This is a genomic window from Paenibacillus sp. LHD-38 (assembly GCF_031157315.1).
Lineage (GTDB): Bacteria > Bacillota > Bacilli > Paenibacillales > Paenibacillaceae > Pristimantibacillus.
Genome location: NZ_JAVIFU010000007.1, coordinates 165,138 through 180,847 on the forward strand (window position 1 = coordinate 165,138; position 15,710 = coordinate 180,847).

The 15,710-nt window shown below is 46.2% G+C and carries 13 protein-coding genes; 10 read left to right on the top strand and 3 right to left on the bottom strand.

Features of this window, described 5'->3' with window-relative positions:
* The first annotated feature begins 357 nt into the window (after positions 1–357).
* The 9 genes from RCO25_RS08490 to RCO25_RS08530 all read left to right on the top strand — a co-directional run bounded on the left by RCO25_RS08490 (position 358) and on the right by RCO25_RS08530 (position 9,835).
* A complete protein-coding gene (locus RCO25_RS08490) occupies positions 358–597 on the top strand; it encodes an RNA polymerase sigma factor (RefSeq protein ID WP_308995703.1) in 240 nt (79 codons plus the stop codon).
* A gap of 137 nt (positions 598–734) precedes the next feature.
* Positions 735–1,178 carry a hypothetical protein gene (locus tag RCO25_RS08495; protein WP_308995704.1) on the top strand — a complete coding sequence of 148 codons (444 nt, stop codon included), beginning with the start codon at positions 735–737 and terminating at the stop codon, positions 1,176–1,178.
* Between the two features lie 255 nt (positions 1,179–1,433).
* Entirely contained in the window at positions 1,434–2,666 is a 1,233-nt protein-coding gene (locus RCO25_RS08500) for a multidrug effflux MFS transporter (protein WP_308995705.1), read from the top strand.
* A 578-nt stretch (positions 2,667–3,244) separates the two neighbouring features.
* The gene (locus RCO25_RS08505) at positions 3,245–4,189 is read left to right on the top strand and encodes an ABC transporter permease (RefSeq protein WP_308995706.1); all 945 of its coding nucleotides are present in this window, start codon (positions 3,245–3,247) and stop codon (positions 4,187–4,189) included.
* A gap of 17 nt (positions 4,190–4,206) precedes the next feature.
* Positions 4,207–5,106 carry a carbohydrate ABC transporter permease gene (locus tag RCO25_RS08510; protein WP_308995707.1) on the top strand — a complete coding sequence of 300 codons (900 nt, stop codon included), beginning with the start codon at positions 4,207–4,209 and terminating at the stop codon, positions 5,104–5,106.
* Between the two features lie 70 nt (positions 5,107–5,176).
* A complete protein-coding gene (locus tag RCO25_RS08515; RefSeq protein WP_308995708.1) occupies positions 5,177–6,739 on the top strand; it encodes a DUF3502 domain-containing protein in 1,563 nt (520 codons plus the stop codon).
* A 217-nt stretch (positions 6,740–6,956) separates the two neighbouring features.
* A complete protein-coding gene (locus RCO25_RS08520) occupies positions 6,957–7,958 on the top strand; it encodes a LacI family DNA-binding transcriptional regulator (RefSeq protein ID WP_308995709.1) in 1,002 nt (333 codons plus the stop codon).
* Positions 7,959–8,006: 48 nt separating this feature from the next.
* A complete protein-coding gene (locus RCO25_RS08525; protein WP_308995710.1) occupies positions 8,007–9,053 on the top strand; it encodes a Gfo/Idh/MocA family protein in 1,047 nt (348 codons plus the stop codon).
* A gap of 17 nt (positions 9,054–9,070) precedes the next feature.
* The gene (locus RCO25_RS08530; RefSeq protein ID WP_308995711.1) at positions 9,071–9,835 is read left to right on the top strand and encodes a sugar phosphate isomerase/epimerase family protein; all 765 of its coding nucleotides are present in this window, start codon (positions 9,071–9,073) and stop codon (positions 9,833–9,835) included.
* Between the two features lie 97 nt (positions 9,836–9,932).
* Here RCO25_RS08530 and RCO25_RS08535 read toward each other — a convergent pair whose 3' ends face one another.
* From RCO25_RS08535 to RCO25_RS08545, 3 genes are all read right to left on the bottom strand, one after another.
* Positions 9,933–10,781 carry a carbohydrate ABC transporter permease gene (locus RCO25_RS08535; RefSeq protein ID WP_308995712.1) on the bottom strand — a complete coding sequence of 283 codons (849 nt, stop codon included), beginning with the start codon at positions 10,779–10,781 and terminating at the stop codon, positions 9,933–9,935.
* Positions 10,782–10,800: 19 nt separating this feature from the next.
* Positions 10,801–11,688, bottom strand: a complete 888-nt coding sequence (locus RCO25_RS08540) for a carbohydrate ABC transporter permease (protein ID WP_308995713.1) — start codon at positions 11,686–11,688, stop codon at positions 10,801–10,803.
* Between the two features lie 96 nt (positions 11,689–11,784).
* Positions 11,785–13,029 (bottom strand): sugar ABC transporter substrate-binding protein, encoded by a 1,245-nt coding sequence (locus tag RCO25_RS08545; protein WP_308995714.1) that lies wholly within the window; start codon positions 13,027–13,029, stop codon positions 11,785–11,787.
* Between the two features lie 522 nt (positions 13,030–13,551).
* Here RCO25_RS08545 and bglX point away from each other — a divergent pair.
* Positions 13,552–15,708 (top strand): beta-glucosidase BglX, encoded by a 2,157-nt coding sequence (gene bglX / locus RCO25_RS08550; RefSeq protein ID WP_308995715.1) that lies wholly within the window; start codon positions 13,552–13,554, stop codon positions 15,706–15,708.
* Positions 15,709–15,710: the final 2 nt, after the last annotated feature.

Genomic DNA, 15,710 nt, shown 5'->3' on the forward strand with positions numbered 1-15,710 from the left:
ATATATGAAGTTTATCTAACTAATCACTAAAAAGTTTTTTTATAATTAAACATTACCAACATTTGAAGATATTCGTCTAGCTCAGTCTCTTGTACAAGTTCATACATATGTTAAGTAAAGTCATCGTCGGTTACGAAAATGAAGATGTCGGAAACGTTCATATAATCCGAATGGGCTGCCTGGCAACTCATTCTCGTACTAAACAAGCCCCTTGGCCCCATTAGCCCAAGGGGCTTGTTGTTTGCTCCTGACCCGCGGACTGTTGCCGTTTTTGGCAGATGGACATACTGATAGGAATCGCAGTATTCCTAAATAACGGTCTCCTCAATTGTATTACTAATGAAAGGGGGACATCAGGTGAACGATTCATATGAACTCAATGAATCCGTCCGCAAAGCCGTTGTCAACTATTCCGACAGCCTGGTCAAGATATTATCATTGGATAAAAAATATCGGGTCCCGATCCATCTGCATTATTACGAGGGTTACTCATTGGAAGAAATAGCTGACATTCTTCATGCCAAACCCGCGACGGTAGGGACTTGGCTTGCTCGCGGGCGTAATAAGCTTAAAGAAGTTATAGGCGGTGATTTGTGAAGATGAAGAAATCAAGTTATAAATCGGCCATGTCCAAATTGAAAACGAGCGAAGACTTTCAATAACGAACGCTTGAACGCTTAATTCAGGAAAGACACAAACAAATCGATAACGATAAATGAAATGGAGAGATTCCTATGAGAACAACTAATCCGGCAGTAAAGAAAAATAAGGTGGTCATCTGGGAAGCAAGCATTGCGGCTTGCGCTGTATTGATTTTGGGCATCTATGCGGTTAACCAGAACGGAAGCGGTACATCCCCTAATCCGGTCACGAATAACCCAAGCGGCGGCGTCGTTGAAAATAACGGTCCGGGACCAGCCATTTCAGCAAAGCATCGGGTCAACATTGACGGTGTCATTGATGAGGTAAGCGCCGACGGCCAAAGCTTCCGAATCGGAGAGTTGTGGGTGACGGTAACGGAAAAAACGACTTACGGAATAACGGGCCCGACGGCTCCTGATCCTTCCGAGCAACTGGTAAGCAAGGAGTTCAAAGTCGGCAACACGGTATCCGGCTTTACCTCGGAAGACGTCACGAGCGGGAAGGTAACGGCTGACGTTATTTACAACAATTTTTAAGAGAGCTGCTACCAGACTAACCGCATTCTCATATGGATGCGTTTTTTTTTGCTGGCTGCAGGCAGATTTGATTAAACGATCATAAATCAAAGAAAATCAGCGGCCGGCATAAATGCCTGGTGACGCTGATTTTTTGTTATACGAAAGAGAAGAGATAAAGCTATTGGGTTTATCTCTATCTTGGTCTATAATGAAACAAGTTTACTCGATCACCATGATTCATCACTTTGAAATAGTTTAGGAGAAGATCAAACGATGTCTGCAACAAAAAATTATGATCGCCTAAGATTAGTATTGCTATTAGGCGCTTTTTCAGCACTTGGCCCACTTACGATTGACATGTACTTGCCGTCATTCCCGCAAATTACCGCTGATTTTGGAACCCAGGCTTCACTTGTTCAGCTTAGTTTGACAGCATGCCTCATTGGCTTAGGTTTGGGTCAAATTATTATGGGACCATTAAGTGACGTTCATGGGAGACGCAAGCCGATTATTATTTCACTTATTTTCTATCTGGTTGCTTCGTTTGTCTGTGCGATATCCCCAAATATTTATTGGTTTATAGCTGCGCGCTTTGTTCAGGGTTTCGCTGCCTCTGCGGGAATTGTTATCTCCAGAGCAATCGTACGCGATCTTTACAGCGGAACAGAATTAACGAAGTTTTTCTCAATGCTCATGCTTGTAAATAATCTGTTTCCTATGATTGCGCCTATGGCTGGCAGCGGTGTGATCTCCTTTACAACGTGGGTAGGTGTGTTTTTCGTCCTGAGCATTGTTGGTTTGCTACTCGTTATTTTGGCAACGATGAACTTAAAAGAGACCCTGCCAGCCCAGAATCGGGTATCGGGTAACTTCGGAGAGCTGTTAGCCGGTATCCAAGCTTTGATTAAAGATCGACAGTTTATCGGCTATGCGCTTGCACAAGGCATTATGATCGGGGGCGTTTTTGCCTACGTATCGGGGACTCCATTTGTTTATCAAAATATTTACGGAGCTTCTCCACAACTGTTCGCACTGTTATTCGCATCCAATGGAATAAGCTTAATTATTGGTTCGCAGGTTGTTGGAAGGTTCAGCAAAGCGTTCTCGGAACGCAATTTCGTTATTCTTGGTTTACTGTTGTCTTGTACGGCCAGTTTTGCAGCCTTGCTCGTAATTTTATTGCACGGTCCTTTACTGGCATTGGTTATACCGTTGTTCTTCTTTGTGGCGTCAATCGGTATGACGGCAACTGCTTCTTTTGTTCTGGCGATGGGTTCGCAAAGTCAAAGGGCAGGAAGTGCATCCGCACTGCTTGGCTTGTTGCCTTTTGTGATTGGAGCATGTACTTCACCACTAGTCGGCGTTGCCGGAGAGAATTCCGCGGTTCCGATGGGGATCATCATTTTGTCCACTAGCCTTCTTGCTCTTATAGCCTTCTTTGGACTTGCACAGAAGCCGCAAATTAAGCTTGCCAATAACCCTATTTCATCAAAGGTTTCTCAATAGGGAAATAGAATAGTAAGCTTAAGCCACCCTTGTCGGTGGCTTTTTTCTTATTTCTTGCCGTTTTTTATTCTGATTAGCCGACTACATATTTCTTCAAGTGAGGCGATCTCAAGAATGAAACAGTTAGTGGTTGACGATAGGGCGATAACCTCGAAACGTTTCGAGGTTTCTCCCGCCATTACAGATATAGAGTAGAAATAATGACTAAAATAGGCTCACGCATATGGAATAGATGCGACTTATTGACCATATGGTCGAATAGGGCGATCTGTAAGCGGATATATTTCGAAAAAAAATGATTGATTTCGATGCAACCATGTTGTAATATTTGCTTTAAGAGAAACGTTTCGATATACAATTATGGAATTGAAAGTGCTAACATGAGTTTTATATGGCGGATGACGTGTATATCCACCGTATTCCGCGAAAATCAATCATTATTTTACTTCTAAATCGAAACGTTTCAAAAAAATGCAGCGTATATCTCATCAATGAGGGGGAGATTATGTTTCAAGTCAAATGAAAGCGCATTCAAAACAACGGTTTTATTAGAAGAACCATAACAGGAGTTGGGCTAAATGTATGTCATAACAAGACTTAAGGTTCATGGCGGGAATATGCTGCGGGAGATTTTGAAGAACAAGGTTCTGTTTTTTATGCTTTCACCCGTCATCCTATACTTTATAATCTTTCACTATTTAGTCATGCCAGGGGCATACGTAGCGTTTGTTGATTTCAATATCAGCAAAGGAATTTTCGGAAGTAAATTTCTAGGTTTAGAAAATTTTGAGTTTTTAGTTAAGACTGGCGATCTTTGGAATATCACCAAAAATACTTTGCTTTACAATTTTGCTTTTCTAGCCGTAGGGAACATCATTCAAATTGTTTTTGCCATTATGCTTTCTGAAATTTCCGGCAAGTGGTTTAAAAAGATTTCTCAATCCGTGCTTTTACTGCCGCATTTCATTTCAATGGTTATTGTCGGTGTGTTTGCCTACAATATGTTCAATTTTAATTCCGGCTTTATTAATACGATGATTACCTCATTTGGTCTGGAGCGCTACGAGTTTTATTCTGATCCTGATATTTGGAAGTACATCATCGTGGCTTTTAAAATATGGAGCGCAACCGGTTATGGCATGATCGTCTACCTAGCGACTATTACAGGCATTAGCAATGATCTTTATGAAGCGGCTTATATGGATGGGGCCAGCAGATGGCAAAGAATTCGCCACATGACCTTGCCTATGCTTAAACCAACGTTTATCTTGCTGCTGCTGTTTGGACTTGGCGGAATTCTCAAGGGCTCGTTTGACCTGTTCTATAATCTGATAGGCACAAACTCGGTGCTCTATCCGCAAACAGACATCATTGATACGTATGTCTTCCGCAGTCTGGTGGGGCAGTTCAACTTCTCCATGGGCGCAGCAGTGGGCTTCTATCAATCCTTATTCGGTTTAATCCTAGTGTTAACGGTTAATCTGATCGTTCGTAAAATCGAACCGGACAGCGCCTTGTTTTAAAATGGGAGGTGGATAATATGGGGAATAAAAAGAAAGAAAAAGAAGATTACGGCAGTATATTCATAAAACTAATCAGCTATTTGTGCATCACCTGCTTCGCCTTGGTTTGCCTGTTTCCTTTTGTCCTGATGATCTCCTCTTCCTTGATGAATGAGCAGGAAATCATTCGCGAAGGGTACAAGCTGATTCCGAGCGATTTTTCCATCAAGGCTTACGAAGTGCTGATCAGTAACTCGACAGCGTTATCCAAAGCTTATGGCGTAACGATATTTATTACGGTTGTCGGCACCGCTTTAGGATTGTTTATGATGTCGATGGCAGGTTTTGTTCTTAACCGGAAGGATTTTAAGTATCGTAATTTCTTCTCCTTCATGATCTACTTTACGACGCTTTTTGCCGGCGGTTTAATTCCAAGTTATATCCTGATGGTCAAATATTTGCATCTGAAGGATAGCTTGTTCGCTATGATTTTGCCCGGCGTTGTCGGCGCATGGTCGATTTTCCTTATGCGGAATTTCATGAAAGCGATTCCTGATTCCTTGTACGAGTCAGCTACGATTGACGGCGCGGGCGATTTCCGCATCTATTGGCAAATATTTATTCCTCTGGCGATTCCGTCACTCGCTACCGTTGGCCTTTTTGCGGCACTCGGTTTTTGGAACGAATGGTATAATGGCATGCTTTACATCCAGTCTCCTGACAAATTTCCTTTGCAATACTTTTTGCAGCGTATGATCAACCAGACCAATATCCAAGCACTTATTAATCAGGGCGTGGTCATCGATACGGCTGAGTTACCGACACAATCCATTAAGATGGCTACTGCCGTATTGGCAACGGGTCCGATTATCCTGTTATATCCGTTTGCACAGCGCTATTTTGTATCGGGTCTTACCATTGGTGCGGTTAAAGGTTAATAAATACCCCTTACTAAGGGTGTATCTATTATAGAAGTAAGATTTGTAACTAAAAAAGGGAGGCAATATCATGAAAGGTAAAACATTTTCGATTTTGATACTGGCTGTTATTATGCTGAGCAGCCTATTGGCTGGCTGTACGTCATCAAAGGAAGAGAACACGCCATCAACTGAGCCGGCAGCGTCTACTAACTCGAGCGGTGTTGACATTTCTAAAGAGGTCAAGCTGGTTTATTATTTATGGGGTTCTGAAGGCGTTGCCAATAAGGACATTCTGGCTGAGATCAACAAATTGCTTAAACGCGATATTAATGCGACGCTGGAGGTCAAGTATATTGACTGGCCGGATATTGCTACTAAGTATCCGTTGCTGTTCGCCTCTGGCGAGAAGTTCGATATGGCTCATGCGTCACCAGGTGCCGCGGTGTCCTATTATTCGCTGGCCGGGCAGGATGCGCTTGTAGATATCACGGATATGCTGGATAAGGTTGCCCCAACTCTGAAGGCAGCTATACCTGAAGAAACCTGGGCAGGTTCTAAGTTCGACGGCAAAATCTACGGCGTGCCTTCTTTGTACAGTGAATACACGCCCGCTGGTTTTGGCTACCGCTCCGATCTGCTGAAGAAGTATGGCATGGAGAAAATCAGCACCATTGAAGACATGGAGAAATACATGGACAATGTATTGGCGAACGAGTCCTATCCGCCAATCAACGGCAATGCAAACGACGCTTTTAACATGTTTAGAATGCTGGTCGATACGACGGGTGAGTGGCAGAACGCGCCTGGTATATCTCTAACGGAGCTTAATCTTGTTACGAAGAGTCCGAAAGATTATAAAACCGTTTTCCACCCGGCCTTCACCCAAGAGTTTGAAGATTGGGCTGTGAAAATGCGCGAGTGGTCGGATAAAGGATACTGGCCAAAGGACATCCTGTCCTCGCAAGTCGATGCCGGGACTAACTTTAGAGCGGCTAACTCAGCGGGTTACCTTACTCATGCACAGGATTGGATTGGCAAGTATGGATCGGACATGAAAGCACAGCCGGAATCGGATCCTTATTTCTATACGTTTGCTGAAGCAGGGAAGAAGATTAAACGTAAAATGGGCGTAGAGAACTCCACTGTTATCAGCTCGAATTCTGCAAATCCGGAACGTGCACTGATGGCAATTGAAAAGTTTATGACCGATCCGGAATATTACAATTTGATACAATATGGCATCGAAGGCCGTCAGTACATCGTTGAAGACGGCGTTAAGAAAACGCCGGCAGGTTTTGATGATAAAGTCGACGGCGGTGGTTTCGCGACATGGTCCTTACGGAATGATAAATATAATTTGCGCATGGATACGGAAAACCCGGTTCGTAACACGTTGTACGCAGAATGGGATACTTTCGCCATCAACGATCCGTACATGGGATTCAGCTTCGATCCATCGAAAGTGACGACGGAGATTGCAGCTATTTCTAACGTAAATTCACAACTGGGCATGCAGCTTATGCTTGGCAAAACAAGCAAAGATCCGAAAGAAGCGGTGGCTGAGTACAGAAAACAGCTGCAAGCAGCGGGTGTTGACAAGGTCATTGCAGAAGTCCAAGCACAGCTTGCCGATTTTGTATCTGGCAACTGACGTATATTGAGAAGTCGTAAGGGAGCTATGTTCATAGCTCCCTTATCCTTAAATTCTAAGAATATATATTTTACACGTATTTGGGCTTAGAATTCACCATGAAACGATAGCTTATTCTACAAGAAATACGGTAAGGGCCGTTTACGTTTGACAAAGTAAAACATTGGTTTCGGACGAGGGATTTCCCTGATTCGGATGTGTGGGGAGACAAGACAGAATGGCTACGATTAAAGATGTCGCTAAAATGGCAGGTGTATCGATATCGACGGTCTCGTACGCCTTGAATAATAACTCTAAAGTAAGCAAACATACGAAACAAAAAATTTTAGAAGCCGCTCGTGAATTGAATTATCAGAAAAACGGAATCGCTTCCGATTTAAAAAGAAACAGCACGCGTACGATCGCGCTTATCGTGACGGATTTGGCGGGCCCGCATTATTCGGAATTGGTGAAAGGCATTCAGGAAGTTACATTGTCCAAAGGCTATGACTTGCTGGCTTGCAGCTCGATGGGAGAGGAATCGTCCACCGCAGTCAAATTTTTGACAGAGAAGCGGGTCGATGGAGCCATCGTATTGGCCTACAATATTAGCGAAGACATTATTATGCAATCAGCCAGAAAAGAGTTTCCAATCATACTGCTTGATCGGCGAGTAGATAACGAATTTGTTGTCAGCATCGAAGTCGATAACGAAGAAGGCTGCTACATGGCGGCGGAATATTTTATTGAACAAGGACACCGGGATATTGCTTATATAGGCGGTAACGCGTTAGACCGTCTTCATACGATGCGTGTTAACGGATATGAAAGCGCATTGCGCAAGCATGGATTGGATTCGGATGGTAAACTGCATCAATTTGGGGTTTTTACACGGGATAACGGCTATAGTATGACCAAAATGCTTATCGCGCAAGGGAAATTGCCAACGAGCATTATGTATGCCAACGACGAAATGGCAATCGGCGGAATGAAAGCGTTCAAGGAGCATGGCATAAAAGTGCCGTCCGATGTCTCGGTCATTGGCTTTGACGATATTGAATTGGCGCAGTATGTCCGGCCTTCTCTCACGACAGTAATGCAGCCTAAATACGAACGCGGTGCATTGGCCGCCCATGTGTTATTTCAAATTCTTGAAGGTAAAGAGGTTGATCAGTTTTATAAATTCCCGACACAATTGGTAATACGCGATTCCGTCCAGAAAAGACAAGAAAAAGAATAATAGAAGCTGCTGTCTCAAAAGTATATAGATTGAAGGGGAGGATTTAGGGTGAACACACAAACCAAACGGGTAGCTTTTATCGGCTGCGGCAAACGTGCGCATGAACACGCGATCGGCGTACAAGACGACAACAGGTGTGAGGTTGTCGCTTTGTCCGATATCTCAACTGCATCGGCTGAAATGCTGAATGCCGAATTTGGTTTTCAAGCAAAGATCTACACTGACCACAAGGAAATGCTGGCGAAGGAGAAGCCTGACGTAGTTCTAATCTGTTTATGGACTCCACTGCATTTATCGGTATTTCGTGATTGTGCGGAAGCCGGCGTCAAAGCCGTACTGTGTGAGAAACCGATGTCGGCGACCTGGGGAGAATGCCAAGAGATGGGCCTGATCGCTGATGAGACGGGCTGTCAGCTGACCTTCTCTCTTCAACGACGTTTTGCAAAGGGAAATCAAACCGTAAGGCGCCTAATAAAGGAAGGGAAAATCGGACAAGTGCTCCGAATGGATCTATATTCCCCGCCCAATTTGCTGGATTGCGGCATCCACACTTTTGACCAGGCGATAAGCTATCTTGATGAAACCTCAGCGAAATGGGTGCTTGGAGCGGTCGATACCACCGAAATATTTAACTGGTTCAACGTTGCTTCAGAATGCGGGGCGTCAGGGCAGATCGTATTTGCTAACGGTGTCCAAGCCAATCTCTATTCCGGCTCCATCGATACATGGGAACCGAGTCAGGATATGGCGAAGATTTGGGCTGGAGTTCGGGTGATCGGCGCCGAGGGCTTTATCGAAGTAATGTGGGACGGGCAAATTGTCAGAGGTGTCAACTATGAGGATCCGACTTGGAAACCTGAGATGGAATTATCCTCGATGTCCGATCAGATGAAGGGTTATGTCCGCCACGCGATCGACTGTTTAGAGACAGGCGAAGAACCAGAGGTTTCGCATCGAAAGGCGCTTCGCGCCTCGGAAATTATTTTTGCTGTTTATGAGTCGGTACGCCGAAATGCACGCGTAGAGCTGAAGCTAACCGGCGTAACTGACAGTCCATTTATCACGATGTTAGAGAACGGCCAATTTACTAAATAAGGAGCGCGAACCTTACAATGTCGAGACCTAAACTTGGTTTAATCGGAATCGTTAACGAAGAAGCGAAGCAGGATTTCTGGGGTACCATGCAGCGTGTAGCTGAGATCGGATATGAGGGGATCGAAGGTGGAGCTGAGCTGCTCAAAGGAGATGTAAAGGCTAATGTAGCGCGGTTCCACGGATTGGGACTCCAAGTTGCTACGCACAGCGTCAACAAGGAACAGCTGCGCGACGAGAAGGAGCTCGATAAAGTAATTAGAGAGGCCCACGCGTTACAAACGAAGGATGTCACCTTCTGGTGGGACGTTGTAGATACACGGGAGCAGCTGCTTCGCGATGCTGAATTATACAATGCAGCAGGCGCTCGTTTTACAGCGGAGGGGCTGAGATTTTGCTACCATAATCATGCCCATGAGTTCCAAAGAACATTCAACGGCGTTTACTCATTGGATATTTTAGCAGAGCATACGGATCCTCGAAATCTCTTCTTCCGTCTGGATGTCGCGTGGATTACGGTTGGCGGCGCCGATCCGGCACACATCCTTCACAAGATGGCGGGCCGCGTACCGGCCATCCATTTGAAAGACATCTACGGCATCGACGAGATCGGAAAGTGGACTGCGGTCGGTACGGGTATAGTGAAAATTAAGGAATCCATTGATGCAGCAAAGGAAATCGGAGTTGAATGGATGACTGTCGAGCAGGACCAGCTCCGCAATCTTACGGGGATCGAGACTGCGACAGTCAGCTATCTGAACTTGAAAGAGAAGGGCTTGCTTTAATTTGCCGCTCACGTTTGCATCCTAATATACTTCTGAAACGATGCAGAGGCTGTCCTCAAAGGTCAATAAAGACCTTGTAGGACAGCCCCTGCTGTTACTACTTAATGCCTGAAATGGCGTAGTTCTCGATAATATGCTTCTGGAAGAAGATGAATATAATGATAATCGGCACAACCATAAATGTAGAGCCGGCCATTTGAAGCGCATAGTTTCCGCCGTATTGCCCTTTAAGCAACGATAAGCCGACGGAGAGGGTGTACAGCTTCTCATCATTCGCGATAATGAGCGGCCATAGGAAACTGTTCCACCCGCCAATGAAGGCGAGAATGCCTTGTACCGCGAGTATGGGCTTCGAGATCGGAAGCACGATCTGCAGGAAGGTGCGGAATTCACTTGCACCGTCAAGACGGGTCGCCTCAAGCAGCTCATCCGGAATGGTGGACATAAACTGACGGAACAGGAATATGCCGAACGCTCCAACAAGACCAGGAAGCACGACGCCGATCATCGTATTCGTTAGATGCATCTCATTCAGGATCAGGTAGACCGGAATCATTGTAACCTGACCAGGAATCATCATCGTAGCGAGCACGATGTAGAACATGTTATTGCTGCCCTTGAATTTATATTTCGCAAAACCGAATCCAGCCATCGCATTCATGAATAAGCCGATAAAGGAGAAGATGACGATAATAAGCGTATTTTTCAAATAGACGCCAAAGTTCATATTCTCGAACAAGTTTTTAAAGTTTTCTGTCGTGAACCGCTCAGGCAGCAGGGTGGGCGGGATATTCTGAATCTCGCCCTCCGGCTTGAAGGCAGATAGGATCATCCATACGAAAGGAAGGATGACCAATACCCCGCCGACCGCGAGGCAAATGCCCAGTATCCACTTGAGCGCTTTTTCGCCGCTTGAGGCGCTTGACGCTTTTGTTTGCGAACTCATCCATTACACCTCCGTTTGATTATAGATCCGTTTCTTTGCTTTGGAATCTGAATTGAACTAGCGTAATAATAATGATTGCGATAAACAGGACAAACGATCCCGCTGCCGCGTATCCGAAGTTGCTAAGCTGGAATCCGTTGCGGTAAATGAACAACGCTACGGATGTCGTACTGTCGAGCGGGCCGCCGTTTGTCATAATGAATGGCTCCTCGAAAAATTGCAGCCAGCCGATCATCGTCGTGATCGATACGAAGAAGATCGCGAAGCGAAGCATTGGAATTGTAATATGGATAAGCTGCTTCCATGTGCTTGCGCCATCGAGCTGAGCTGCCTCGTAGTAAGATTTCGGAATGCCTTGCAGAGCAGCGATAAAGATGATCATATTTAGACCGATCCCTCTCCATACCGCCATCAGAATAAGCGATACCTTGGCCATAATCGGATCTTGAAGCCAAGGGACGGCAGGCAGGTTGATCGAATCGAGGACATAATTGAGTAGACCAAATGCAGGGTTGTAGAGAAAACCCCATACGACCGCAACTGCAACAACGTTCGTAACCGAAGGCATGTAATAAATAACGCGGAAAGCTTTGAACACACGGTTCGCGCCGAAATTAATCATGATCGCAATAGCGAGCGAGCATAAGATGACGAGGGGAACCCCGATAATAACGTAAAACAACGTATTCAAAATGGCTTTTACAAAAACAGGATCAGCCAGCACGTCTACATAGTTTTTGAATCCGACGAATGAAATATTGGACCAATCAGCGAGGCCCGCCAAGTCCATATTCGTAAAGCTTATTATCAAAGCCACGAGGATCGGCAATAACGAGAATAAGGTAAGTAAAATAAGCGTTGGAGCGATAAAGAAATACGGTGCCTTGCTCTGGGAGATCCCTTTCATATACGACCCTTCCTTTGCTATGAGCGCAAGCTTCATCCATTCCTAATGGAACCGGCAGCGGCTCCGTTTCAGGTGCGCTGCCGACACTAGCGATCATTATTTATTCAAAATTTGCTCGGATTTAGCGTTGAAGCTGTCCAGTTCCTCTTGTACTTCTGCCTTGCCGCGATAGATTTTCTCGAACGTGGAAAGAACGTTTTGTGCGATTTCTTCCCACGCCTTAATTACCGGCATTGGCTCCGAGTTATTCATTTGCTCTCCAATGACTTTCAAGTTAGGGTCAGTCGTCAAAGCTTCGTCTTCCCAAGCTTTCTTCGTGGAAGGAAGGGAGTTCGACAGCTCCAGCCATTTCAACTGCGTCTCAGGCTTGCTCATGTAAGCTAGAAATTTCAAAGCTTCTTCTTTGTGCTCTGTATATTGGAATACGGACAAGTTAGAGCCGCCTAGGGAAGATAAGTTGTTCACTTTTTTAGGAAGCACGGCTGTAGCCCATTTGCCTTTAAGTTCAGGAGCTTGGTCGTTGATTAGTTTAATCATCCATGGGCCGCTTATGAACATGGGCAGAATGCCATCGCCCTTGAACGCAGGGATGATGTCCATGCCAAGATCAATCGGTGCAGAGCCGTCTTTGAAGAAGCTGTTCAAGTAGTTGACCGCTTCAACGAACTCCGGTTGGTTGAATAACGGCTTATTATTCTCGATAAGCTTCGAGCCGTTTTGACGCGCAAACATGAATAGAAGCGATTGCTCGTTTACATCAAGGCTGATGCCGTACTTGTTTTTACCGCGAGCTTTAAGCTTGGTCGCTGCATCCTTAAGCTCGTCCCACGTTTGCGGCGCTTGATCATAGCCGGCTTCCTTCAGCAGGTCTGTACGGTAGTAAAGTACGCGAGTGTCGATATACCAAGGCACGCCGACAGTAGTATTTTCGTATTTGGTCGTTGAAATCGATCCGGGAAAGAAATTCTCTTCAGCTAGCTCTGGATATTGCTCGACGTAAGGAGTCAGGTCCATAAGCGCCTTGGCGGAGCCGAATTCAGGTATCCAAGTCGTACCCATTTGAAGCACATCCGGTCCTTTCTTGGAAGCGACCGCCGTCAAAAGCTTATCATGCGCCGTATCCCAAGGAAGTGCCTGTACATTGACTTTAATGTTAGGATTCTCGCTTTCGAATTGCTCAGCAATTTTCGGCAAAGCTTTTGCTTCTTCACCCATGCCCCATACGTTGATCGTTACTTTGCTGTCAGCGGCTTTGTCGTTGCCGTTGCCTCCGCACGCAGTGAGTGCTCCGATAAGCAGCATAGAGCTGGCTAGTACGGTTGCTACCGATTTTTTAAACATAAAATATTCCTCCCGAGTAAATGATTCTAATAAGTACTATGCAGTGAATATGTGCAAGTTATGCACGAAATCGGTTGTCGTTTCAGCCATATTGCTGAATAGGACAAGCAGGATACTGCTTAAGCACCTCCTAAAGCAAAAACGTTCGCCACATGTATTTCGAATTTCTTTTTGATGTGGTGAAACGTTTCTATGATCGAAATAATTCCCCATGAATAGCTTGCAATCCAGTCGATAATTGAGTTTCGAAACGTTTCGACATCATTATAGATCAAACTGTAATCGTATTCAACCCCTTTTTATTTAACGGAAATAGTCATTTAATGGTAAAAATCGATATGAATCAGTCATTGACGACTCTTTTTTAATTGTTTATAATCCAGATTAGGTTTCAATAGAAACGTTTCGATTGTATTGATGATTGGGTATTACACGTTTTTTGTTGTAAAGACAGCAGGACCTGCAAACATTAAAGATAAGAATGATAGATATGATCGGATACAACGAGGGAGGAACACGGATATGGTGAAGCAACCTGCGGAACTTCTAGAGCTCATGACGTTTGAGGAGAAGGTTGGACAGCTGCTGCAGCTGGCGGCTCCTTTCTTTCAAGGTGCGGATGGACAAATAACAGGGCCGATGGCGGAGATGGGCATAACGGAGGATACGGTACGCAATACGGGCTCGGTGCTCGGCTTAACTGGGGCTGATGATGTCATTAATGTCCAGAAACAGCATTTGGCGACCAATCGCCTGGGTATACCTCTGCTCGTAATGGCAGATATCGTACACGGCTACAAAACGATCTTCCCTGTTCCGCTGGCGATCGGCTGCTCATGGGATTTGGAGCTGGCTGAGCAAAGCGCGGAGATTGCTGCCAAGGAAGCGGCGGCGGCTGGCGTACATGTCACGTTCGCTCCGATGGTCGATCTCGTGCGCGACCCAAGATGGGGCAGAGTGATGGAATCGACCGGTGAGGACCCTTATTTGAACAGCGAGTTTGCGAGAGCATTCGTAAGAGGCTTCCAAGGGAAGGATCTTGTAAATGATGTCAGCCGCGTCGCTGCCTGCGTGAAGCACTTTGCTGCATATGGAGCTGCGGAGGGCGGACGCGATTATAACACGGTCGATCTTTCCGAGCGTCAGCTTCGCGAGTTTTATTTGCCTTCCTATAAAGCGGCGCTGGATGAAGGCTGTGAGATGGTCATGACGGCATTCAATACAGTGGACGGCATACCGGCTACAGGTAACAAATGGCTCATGCGTGATCTGCTTCGCGGGGAATGGGCGTTTGACGGCGTCATGATCTCCGATTGGGGCGCGGTAAAAGAGTTGATCCCGCATGGCGTTGCGGCGGATGAGGCTGAAGCGGCGATGAAAGCGCTCAGAGCGGGCGTAGATATCGAGATGATGACAACCTGTTACGCCGATCATCTAAAGCATCTTGTTGAGTCGAACGAGATTGACGAAGCGCTGATCGATGAAGCTGTGCTGCGTATTCTGGAGCTTAAACAAAAGCTTGGTTTATTCGAACAGCCATTCCGCGGCGCGAATGCGGAGTTTGAGCAGGAAATCGTTGGCTCGGCAGCCCACCTGAAGGCTTCGCACGAGCTGGCGCTTAAATCATGTGTGCTCTTGAAAAATGATGCCTTACTCCCGCTTGGACGTGAACAGAAAATCGCATTAATCGGCCCGTTTGCGGCTAACGGCGATATTCTTGGTCCTTGGTCTTGGCTTGGCTCCAAAGACGAGGCTATTCAGCTTGCAGCAGGTATCGGGAGCAAGATAGATGCGTCACTGTTGTCTGTGGCAGAGGGCTGCGGCATCGAAACGGCGACAGATGAGCAGTGGCAAGCGGCGCTTGCAGCGGCAGGTAATGCGGATGTCCTTGTGCTGGCACTGGGCGAGCATTCCGATATGAGCGGGGAAGCGGGAAGCAGGTCCAATATCCAGCTGCCGCAGGTTCAGCTTGAGCTGGTTGCTAAGCTGAAGCAGTTCGGCAAGCCGATGGTCGCTGTCTTATTCAACGGGCGTCCACTTGATCTGCACAGCGTTATCGATCAAGCAGACGCGGTGCTGGAAGCTTGGTTCCCAGGAACAGAAGGGGGCGCAGCTATTGCGGAGCTGCTGTTCGGTGAATCTGAGCCAACCGGAAGGCTAACGATGTCATTTCCTTATTCCGTCGGCCAAGTGCCGGTCTATTATAACCGATTCAATACCGGCCGCCCGCAGGGCGCTCCGGATGCGCAGGTGAGATACGTATCGCAATATTTGGACATTCCGAATGAGCCGATGTTGCCGTTTGGCTACGGGCTAGGGTATACGACATTTGAATACAGCGAAGCGGTGATGGCTGTGGATACGATGAGTACTTCGGAACCATTGCATGTAAACATAACCGTAACGAACACGGGGGATCGCGCTGGCGAGGATACCGTGCAGCTGTACGTACGGGACATGGCGGGCGATGTCGTTCGTCCGCTGCAGGAGCTGAAAACATTCCGCAAGGTTATGCTGCAGCCGGGCGAGAGCAAAGAAATCTCCTTCACGCTGGAGGAGAAGCAGCTGCGCTATTATCATGCTGATCTTACCTTTGCCAGCGATCCTGGCGATTTTGAACTTTATATCGGTCCTAATAGCCGGGATGTAACGGCGCTTAAATTCAAACTAAGCAAATAGAA

Bases quoted from the DNA above. Each gene is read 5' to 3' on its own strand.
- RCO25_RS08495 (WP_308995704.1), top strand. From the start codon at position 735: ATGAGAACAACTAATCCGGCAGTAAAGAAAAATAAGGTGGTCATCTGG.
- RCO25_RS08500 (WP_308995705.1), top strand. From the start codon at position 1,434: ATGTCTGCAACAAAAAATTATGATCGCCTAAGATTAGTATTGCTATTA.
- RCO25_RS08505 (WP_308995706.1), top strand. From the start codon at position 3,245: ATGTATGTCATAACAAGACTTAAGGTTCATGGCGGGAATATGCTGCGG.
- RCO25_RS08510 (WP_308995707.1), top strand. From the start codon at position 4,207: ATGGGGAATAAAAAGAAAGAAAAAGAAGATTACGGCAGTATATTCATA.
- RCO25_RS08515 (WP_308995708.1), top strand. From the start codon at position 5,177: ATGAAAGGTAAAACATTTTCGATTTTGATACTGGCTGTTATTATGCTG.
- RCO25_RS08520 (WP_308995709.1), top strand. From the start codon at position 6,957: ATGGCTACGATTAAAGATGTCGCTAAAATGGCAGGTGTATCGATATCG.
- RCO25_RS08530 (WP_308995711.1), top strand. From the start codon at position 9,071: ATGTCGAGACCTAAACTTGGTTTAATCGGAATCGTTAACGAAGAAGCG.
- RCO25_RS08535 (WP_308995712.1), bottom strand. From the start codon at position 10,781: ATGAGTTCGCAAACAAAAGCGTCAAGCGCCTCAAGCGGCGAAAAAGCG.
- RCO25_RS08540 (WP_308995713.1), bottom strand. From the start codon at position 11,688: ATGAAAGGGATCTCCCAGAGCAAGGCACCGTATTTCTTTATCGCTCCA.
- RCO25_RS08545 (WP_308995714.1), bottom strand. From the start codon at position 13,029: ATGTTTAAAAAATCGGTAGCAACCGTACTAGCCAGCTCTATGCTGCTT.
- bglX (WP_308995715.1), top strand. From the start codon at position 13,552: ATGGTGAAGCAACCTGCGGAACTTCTAGAGCTCATGACGTTTGAGGAG.